The 8,906-nt window shown below is 68.8% G+C and carries 4 protein-coding genes; all 4 read right to left on the bottom strand.

Annotated features, from left to right (window positions below):
- Positions 1-438: 438 nt before the first annotated feature.
- The gene (locus IE258_RS21205; protein WP_189745748.1) at positions 439-2,865 is read right to left on the bottom strand and encodes a DEAD/DEAH box helicase; all 2,427 of its coding nucleotides are present in this window, start codon (positions 2,863-2,865) and stop codon (positions 439-441) included.
- A gap of 182 nt (positions 2,866-3,047) precedes the next feature.
- Complete coding sequence (locus tag IE258_RS21200; RefSeq protein WP_189745746.1) at positions 3,048-3,725, bottom strand: restriction endonuclease; 678 nt, start codon at positions 3,723-3,725, stop codon at positions 3,048-3,050.
- A gap of 753 nt (positions 3,726-4,478) precedes the next feature.
- Positions 4,479-7,493, bottom strand: coding sequence for an AAA family ATPase (locus IE258_RS21195; RefSeq protein WP_189745744.1), 3,015 nt, complete (start codon positions 7,491-7,493; stop codon positions 4,479-4,481).
- A 1-nt stretch (position 7,494) separates the two neighbouring features.
- Positions 7,495-8,664, bottom strand: coding sequence for an exonuclease SbcCD subunit D (locus IE258_RS21190; protein WP_189745742.1), 1,170 nt, complete (start codon positions 8,662-8,664; stop codon positions 7,495-7,497).
- Between the last annotated feature and the right edge of the window lie 242 nt (positions 8,665-8,906).

The following is an 8,906-nucleotide window of genomic DNA, read 5'->3' as shown; positions in this document are numbered from 1 at the left end:
CGCGCGTCCTGCTCCGCAGGAACGACGCGCCGACGCTACGCGTCGGTTCAGCACCCGCTCCGCGGGTGCTGGGCTCGGTCCCTCCGGGACCGGATCCGCTCCGCGGATCGAGTTGGATCGTCGGTGCGGTGTCCCGATCGCTCCGCGATCGTGCCTCCTCCCCGACTCGCCTTCGCTTTTCAAGTCCAACATGACTGGGGTGCAGGTTAATTCGGCTAGCAGCAGGAGGCGGCGGGCGTTGGCCTACTCGACTGGGTTTTTGGTGACGGCTCGTCAGTTACGACTAGAACGTCGAGCCGTGCCAATCCTGTGTGCCGCTGCTTCCTTGTCTCCAAAACTTTGGAGTATTCGAGTTCTGCCACTCCCCCGCTCACTGGAGAATGGGACCCGGGAGCGGGCGAACGCGTCTGCTGTCGCACTGAGCTCAGCGGCCAAACCTCAGCCGCTTGATGGTCCGATGGTCCCAGGAGCACGGACCAGATCGATGCCGTGCTCGGCAAGGGTAGCGGACACCAACTCTTCTTGCTCTGAGGGAAGTTGATCATTGTTCAGCTTGGTGCGGACCTTGGCAAGCCAGGGACCGATCATGACACGGTCGCCGTCCACCTCGATCCACTCTCGGGCGCCGGGGGTGCGTCCCCACCGTGCCACGAAGAGCCCGAGGATCTCGGTGGTTTGCGCGAACGTGCGCCGCCGCGATGTGCTCGGCCTGCCCCCGGCGTGTTTCTGTTCCAGGAGGGCGCGGTCGGGGGTGATTCCCATGCGGGCGAGCAGGTCGCGCTGGCCGGGGTCGAGGTCGGGCCAGCTGGTGAGCTGGCGGTGTAGCCAGCTGCCCGCCTTCACTCCGTGGATGACCGTGTCGCGGCGCAGCGTGCTGGGGTGGTTGCCGGCTTCCAAGTGGCGGCGCAGCAGATGGTACTTGCGATGCCAGTCGGGGCCGTAGGGGAGTTTCCAGTCTGGGTCGAGGGCTGTGAGCTGGTTGTCGCGGTCGGGGGTGAGGCGGTCCTTTCGGGCTAGGGCGCGCTGGTTGGCAAGGAACTGGCCGCCGGGTAGTTGGGTGGGGATGGCAAGGTGGCCGTGTTCGGCGTGGAAGGCCTCGACGGTGGCCAGGTGGCCTTGCCAGGTGGCCTCGTGGTCGTCCCAGATCATGCCGAGATCCTCGAGCTCGGCGATCCATGCCGGATCGAGGGCGCCTGCCTGGTAGGCGGTGCGTTGGCCGGTGATGAATTGCCCCAGCCGGTAGCCGTAAGCGTCTTCGTAGTCGGCGCTCACGCGCAGGTGGCTGTGTTCGCCTTGGTAGCGGATGGCGGCGGCTAGGCCGGCGCGGCGGGGAGCAGACAGGACGGCGCCGCTGGAGGGCCACACCAGCAGGTCGAGGGCGCGGGCGATCGCGGTGGGGTCGAGGGTGTGGTCGAAGCGGAAGCGGCGGGTGATGTAGGTGTGGGAGTCGCGGGCGGGATGCTGGTTCTTGGCCCGGGGGGTGCGGGCGGCGATGGTCTGGTCGTGGTGGCGCAGGGCGGCGGTGACCAGCCAGAGGGCTTCGTAGGGGGTGCCGAGGAGGTCGGTGGGGTCGGTGCCGGGCGGGATGTAGGCGGGGATGACGAGGCTGGCTGTCTTCGTCTTGAGGGTGGGTGGTTTGCGCAGGGCGCGGCCGAGCGCTTGGACGATGCGGCGGACGCTGGCGGTGCGGTCGGCGAAGACGACGGCGTCGACGGCCGGCAGGTCGACGCCTTCGCCTAGGACCTTGGCGTTGGCCAGCACGCCTCGCTCGGCGTTGCTGAAGCGGGCGATGGTGTCGGCGCGCCGGTGGGGGCTGTGGGTGCCGTCGATGGACTGCACGACGACGTCGTCCGCCCAGTCGGGGTGCAGTTCGTCGGGGAGGGTGCGCAGGGTGTGGGCGAACTGGCGGGCGAAGTCGGCGGCGTCGGCGATCTGCTGGAAGTAGACGAACACGTGCCGCAGGTCCTGCTCGCGCATGGCTTTGAGGATGGCCAAGTGCAGGGCGGTGGTGCGGCGCGCGGTGGGCCCGGCTTCAGGATCGGTGAGCGCGTTGTGCAGTTCAGTGTCGGTGACGGTGGGGACGACGAGCTGGTAGTCGGCGAGGACGCCGTCATCGATGGCGTCGGCGTGGGAGTAGGTGTGCAGGCGGGGGCCGAAGATCTGCGGCTGGTCCATGGTCGCCAGCAGGGCTGGGTCGTCCCAGGCGGGTGCGGTGGCGGTGGTGCGCTTGGGTTGCGCTCTGGTGGTGGGCGGCTCGGTCAGGCGGGGGGCGTCCCACACATAGGGGGTGGCGGTGAGGTAGAGGCGGCGCTCGGCAGGGATGCGCTCGTTGTCGTGCAGCGCAGTCCAGTTCTTCTCCCAGGTGCCGGCCGTGGCGTGGGCTTCGTCCACGACCAGCAGGCCGAAGAGGGGGGCGGGGAAGATCGCGGAGTGCTGGGCCTCTTCGATCTTGGACAGCGAGTCGTAGGTGAAGAAGACCGTCGCTTTGGGGTGGCGGCCGAGCCAGTAGGCCAGGTACTCCCCCGCGTTGGCCGAGTCGACCTCGGCCTCGGCGAGCAACGGGTGGGAGGCGGCGCGTAGCGAGGAGACGGTGATCATCGGCTCGCGGCGGCCGTCTGCGCGGGCGGCCGCTGCCCACTGTGCGACCAGGTCCAGGCTGGGCACCGCCACTGCCAGGTGCCGCACGCCGAGTTCCTCGGCTACGCGCAGTGCGAAGAGGGTCTTGCCGGTGCCGCAGGCCGAGACGGCGTGCCCGCGGGTGCGCGGGCGGCGCAGGTGGCGAACCGTGTTGGCGAGGCCCTCCTGCTGGTCTGTGCGCAGGACCAGACGCCCGGGGTGTTCTGTTGCGGTGGGACTGGCGGTCATCGCGCGTTTCCTCGGCATGCAGGAGGGGCTGACTCGCGTTCATTCTCGCGTACAGCAGGGGTGCAGCGCAGTGTCTCTGCTCTGGCGGGGGCGCGCTGCGAGCCCATGCGCGCCCCATGATCAGTGTTGTCGGAGGCGGATAGGGGGCGGCGGCTCGGGGCTCGGGCTTTCTCCGCTTGGTTTCAGGCAGCCCGGCGGAAGGCTGTCTTGCGTGGCGTGGGCAGGCGCAGAAGGTCTTGCAGGGGCGTGCCGTGTTCGGCCCACCGGCGCAGGCGGTCGCGGTCGATCCAGTGCACTTGGTGGCGTTCGCCCCATGTTTTGGCGTCCCGGGTGAAGGAGCCGTTGGTGACCACGACTGCGATATCAGCTCCGTGCGCGGGGTCTGCGGTGCCTTTGACCTGGTACATCACTGAGGAGCCGACCTTGCCGGCGACGGTCGTGTGCTTGGCCTGCAGGACGATTCTGCCGCGTTGGCGGTCTTCGCCGATGACGTCTGCGGCCTGGTCTCCTTGTCGGCCGACCTGCCGTGCGTTCCAGCCGTCCCGGAGGAGCAGGTCACGTAGGGCGAACTCGAAGGCCCGGTCGTCCATGGCGTCGAGTTGCGCGAGCGTGATCCGGAGCCGGGCCAGCGTCTGGGCCCGTACCTTCCGGGCCTGCAGTTCACGGATGAACCGCCAGGCTGCGTAGCCGAGGGCGAGAGCCGCGAGGACGGCGAGCCATGGCCAGATGCGGACGGCTGCCTGCCATGTGGCTGTGGCGATCTTGGCCAGCAGCCAGAGTGCGGCGCAGGCGACGGCCGCGGCGGCGGCCTGTTCCCTGCCGCCGCGGGGTGGGCGTAGCCGGGGCGAGCGGCGGGGCATCAGTGGCCCACGCTCGCTGACACTGATGGTGTAGGGGTTTGCGGTGTTGTCGGGGAGGCCTCTCCGAAGCCGATGAGCTGACTCCATAGCCACACCACCGCGATCAGCCCTGCGATCGACCAGCCGCTCAGTTTCTTCCCGCTGGGGCGGGGTTTGCGTCGGTAATGACTTCGCACCTTGTAGTAGCCCTCGGGCGGCTTCGCCACTGCTTCCTCCTCCGTGTCGTCAGGCCGCCAACTGCGGTCTGATCTCTGGGAATTGGTGTAGCAGCAGGCACTGACAAATCCGCCGGTTTGATCAGCGGAGGCCTCGGGCAGTGCCTCGAAAACGCGCCGTGATGCGGTCACGGGTCCGGCGGTGTTCGAACATGCGGGACAGTGGTTCTCGGATCTGCGGAAACTCCTGTCATCCGGACTGGACTGGCGTGTTCTGGTACGGCTGCGGTGGCCGATGCAGGTGCTCATGCACCGCGGTGCTCTGTTTCCGTCACTTCGATCACATGCAGAAATGGCATGAAGCAGTACGTGTTCGATGCGCTCCTTCTGGGAGGCAGGTCGGGTGCCTTCAGGGATGGGCGGCTTTCGACGCGGGAGCGCTGTGGGGCTGCCTTTCTCGGCGGCGCCGAGAGGGGTACAGGCAGCCCCGGCGGTTGTGGCTACGCCTTGGGCCGACGGCAGGTTGAAGATCAGTGAGTGTGCGCGGCCTGGGGCTTGCGTTTCGTCGGCGAGGGCGGGTCCGGCGTCCGTCGTGGGGTCATTCGGCCGCTTCGGTCAGGTGGGTGAGGGTGGAGCCGTCGATGTTCTTGGAGATGTGCAGGCGTTGGGTGATGCGGCGGCGGAGTTCGGGGACGTGGCTGATGAGTCCGACCGTGCGGTCGTGGGCGCGTAGGGAGTCCAGGACGTCGAGGACTTGGTGGAGGGTGTCTTCGTCGAGGGTGCCGAAGCCTTCGTCGATGAAGAGGGTGTCCAGTGCCTGGCCGCCGGCTTCGGCGGTGACGATGTCGGCCAGGCCCAGGGCGAGGGCCAGGGAGACGTAGAAGGATTCGCCGCCGGAGAGGGTGTCGGTGTGGCGTTTGTGTCCGCTCCAGGCGTCGAGGACCTTGAGGTCCAGGCCTGATTTGGCGCCTCGGGCGGCTCTGTCGTCGGAGTGGACGAGGGTGAAGCGGTGGTGGGACATGCGTGACAGGCGGGTGTTGGCGGCGTCGACGACGTCTTCGAGGCGGGCTGCCAGTACGTAGGACTCCAGTTGCATGCGGAGCTGGTTGCTGGGTGAGCCGCCGCTGATGAGGCCGTGGAGGTGATCGACGGTGCGGTAGGTGTCCTCGAGGGGTTCCAGGCGCTGGATGTGGGTGTCCAGCTGAGCGGTAAGGGTGGCCAGGGCGGTTGTCCGGTCGGCGGCCTGGGTGGCGAGGGCTGCCGTGCGGGAGTGGGTTGCGGTGGCAGTGTTCAGTTCGGTGACGGCGTGCTCGAGGTCGGCCGGAGGCTGGTCGATGGCTGCCTGCAGTTCGGGTTCGGCGAGCCGGGCGGTCAATACGAGGCACTGTTCACGCCAGTGGGTGATTTGGCTCTCGATCGCGGTGAGTTCGTCGTCGGGCAGGCGGGCGGCCGAGGCTTCGGCCGGGGAAGTGAAGCCTGCCGCGTGGGCTGCCTGCTCCGCCAGAGCGGCGGCGCTGTGGCGGCTTGCGGCGGTTGCTGTCACGGTGGCGGCACACGCGGCGGCGGCCTCGAGGCGGCCGGCGTGCTGGGTGAGGGCGGTGATGCGGTCGGCGAGTGTGGCGTGCCCGTTGAGGGCGGTGGCGAGGCGGTGGGTGAGCTCTTCGCGCTGCGTGTGCAGGCTGTCGTAGGTTGCGTCGGCGGCGCCCAGGCGTGCGGTTGCGGTGTTGCGGGTGTGCTCGGTTTCGGCCTGTTCCTTTTCCAGGAGGGCGAGTTGTTCGCTGGCCGGTCCGGCGTCGGATGCCTGGGAGAGGGCGTCGGCGAGGTGTTGTTCGAGGGTTGTGCGGTGGGCGGTGAGGTCGGCGAGGGGGGTGTCGCCGCCGGCTTCACCGCGTGCCGTGGCGGCCTGTTCGTTCAGGTGGGCCAGGGTCTGTTTGGCCTTGTTCTCGCTCTGCTGGGCCCGGGTGTGGGCTGCTTCGGCGGCCTGTTCGTCGGCGGCGGTGGGCTGGCCTGGCTGGGCGGTGGCGGGTGCGGGGTGGGTGGGGGAACCGCATACCGGGCAGTCTTCGCCGTCGACGAGCCGGCCGGCGAGCTCGGCGACGATGCCGTCTGTACGACGGCGCCGGATGTCTATGTACGTTTTCGCGGCTTGCTCAAAGTCCTTCTCGGCCCGGCTGAGGACTTTACGGGCGGCGCTGATCTGCTGGTCGAGGGCGTCACGGCGTCTGGCGGCTTCCAGCTGCTTTTCGACGAGATTGAGGGTGGGGGTGAGTTCGCGGCTGGTCTCCTGTGCGCTGCGCGCGTCTTCCAGGCGTGCGGCCAGGGCGGCGCGGCGTTGGGGAAGGGTGTTGAGCCGTTCCTGGGCGTCGGTGAGGGTTTCAGTGAGCTGCTGGCGCTCGCGGTCGAGTGCGGCCAGTTCTGCCGTGTGGCGCTGGAGGGTGGCCTCGTCGGGCAGCAGCGCTTGGACGGCGCCGGTGTCGGCGTGCAGTTGCTGCGCGGCGTGAGTGAGGGCGGCGGCGTCGAGTGATGCGTCTTCGGGCAGCAGAAGGGCGCGGGCGCGGCTGTCGTCGTCCAGGGCACGGGTGTGCTTGAGGTCGGCGGTGTGTGCGGTCTCCAGGACGGATTGCAGTTGCTGGGCTTTCACGGCGCGCTCGCGGCGGTCGGCGAGGCGGTCGTGGTGGGCGGTCTGCTCGTGGAGCAGGCTGAGGTCGTGTGCGGTGGTGCGGTGGGTCTGCTGGAGACGGTGGAGGTCGCGGACGGCCTGTTCGGCGATGCGGGCTTGCGCCAGCTGCTGCTCGGCGGTCTCGGTGGCGGTGGTTGCGGCGTCTTGGAGGGTGAGGGCCTGGCGGTGCAGGGCGCTGGCCCAGGCGCGGGCGGGTGCGGTGAGGGTAGCGGGGTCGTCGGCCCGGGGGGCGTCTTGGGCGGGTTCGAGGTCGTCGCCGGCTGCCTGCTGGATGCGTTCGGCCAGGCGCAGGACGTCGGCGCGGGCCTCGTCGCGCGTCTTGGCGGTGAGGGTTTTGCGGGTGGCGAGGAATTCTTCGATGAGGCCGAAGCGGCGGGTGCCGAAGAGGGTGCCGAGCAGGATGCGGCGTTCGGATGCGTCGGCGCGCAGGAACTTGGTGAACTCGTTCTGCGGGAGCAGGACGACCTGGCAGAACTGCTGCCGGGTCAGGCGCAGGAGGGACTTGATCTCTTCTCCGGCTTCCTTGTGGGACTTGATGATGCCTTCCCACTGGCCGTGTCCGTGTTCGTCGAGGACCCACTGGTGCAGGTAGGTTTCGGCCTTCTGGTCGACCAGTTCTGCGCTGTTGCGCAGGTGGGGTCGCTTCTGGGCGGGGATTCTGCGGATCTGCAGGCGCTTGCCGGCGAGGGTTACTTCCAGGGTCACTTCGGTCAGCAGGTTGGCGGGCGCATGATCGCTGCGCAGCCGCATGTTGCGTTCGTGAGGCGGCAGGCCGTAGAGGGCGAAGCATATGGCGGCGAACAGGGTGCTCTTGCCGGCGCCGGTGTCGCCGTGCAGGAGGAACAGGCCGTCGGCGGACAGGGCGTCGAAGTCGACGGTGTGCCGGCGGGCGAAGGGGCCGAATGCCTGCAGGCGCAGGGAGTGCAGACGCATGTCAGACGGTTTCCTTCTCCTGGGCGCGCACGCGCATGTCGTCGACGGCCTCTTGGAGGAGCTCTGCCTCTGCGGTGGTGGGTGGGGTGCCGCGCACGGCGGTGATGAAGTCGTGGGCGATGTCGAGGTCGCCGCGGCCGCGTACCCGTTCGCGGTAGGTGGGGCTGTCGGTGGCCTGCGCCGGGATGCCGGCGGGCATGTGCCGCATGTCCAGCGTCTTGGGGAAGCGCTGTCTGAGTCGTGCCATCGCCTCGTACGGGAGGGCGGTGTCGGTGAGGGTGACCTGCAGCCAGGCTTCGCTGTGAGGTTCGTGTGCGGGATCCGTTAGCAGGTCTTCGATGCGGCCGGTCAGCCGTGCCAGCGGCAGGTGGAGGCTGGCCGGGATGTCGTGGCGGGTGATCGTGGGGGCGCCGTCGGCCGGCAGGTCGGCCAGAGTAAGGGATTTGGTGTGGTTGGTCTCGGAGAAGGAGTAGGCCAGTGGGGAGCCGCTGTAGTGGATGCGGTCGTTGACGCTCTGCGGGCGGTGGAGATGGCCCAGGGCGGTGTAGTGGATGCCGTCGAAGAGGTCGGCGCCGGCGTGGGCGATGCCGCCGACGCTGATGTCGCGTTCGCTTTTGCTGGTGGTGGCGCCGGTGATGAAGGCGTGGGCGAGGACGACGGAGCGGGTGCCCGGTCGGGTGACGAGGTCAGCGCGGATGCGGTCCAGTGCTGAGGTGAGAACGGCCTGGTGGGAGGCTGTCTCGGCGTCCAGCTGGGTGCGTGCCAGGGCTGGCTCGAGGTAGGGCACTCCGTAGACGGCGACGGGTCCGTGCTCGTCGTCGAGGAGGACGGGGCGGGCGGCGTCGGCGGGGTCGGTGCGCAGGTGGACGCCGGCTTTGGCGTACAGGCCGGAGCCAGTACCGAGACGGTGGGCCGAATCGTGGTTACCGCTGATCATGACGGTGGGGATGCCGAGGTCGGCGAGCTGGTGCAGAGCCCGGTCGAACAGGCGTACCGCGTCCAGGCTCGGGATGGCACGGTCGTAGATGTCGCCCGCGATCAGCAGGGCGCCCACCTTCTGGGTGCGGGCGGTGGCGCAGATGTGGTCCAGGACCTTGCGCTGGTGGTCGATCAGATCTTCCCCGTGGAACCGGCGGCCGAGATGCCAGTCCGAGGTGTGCAGGAACCTCATGGGCACAGACCGTAACCAGAGTGGTGGGAGCTACGGGCGGTTTTCCCGATAAACGGTCTTGTTTCGGAGGCGCGACACGCGAGGGAGAGGTTTCTTCGTCTGCGTGGCCGGGTGGCGGAGCCGGACGCGGCTCGCAGGGTGATTGTCAGTGGCAGGAGGCAAGATAAGCAGTGGGGGAAGGAGGATGTGATGTCGTTATCGCGTTCTGCCAGGACCGAGCACACTGTGGCGCCCGGGGGCTG

The organism is Streptomyces tendae (assembly GCF_014650435.1).
GTDB classification, from domain to species: Bacteria; Actinomycetota; Actinomycetes; order Streptomycetales; family Streptomycetaceae; genus Streptomyces; species Streptomyces tendae.
This window is presented reverse-complemented; position numbering and strand designations above follow the sequence as displayed.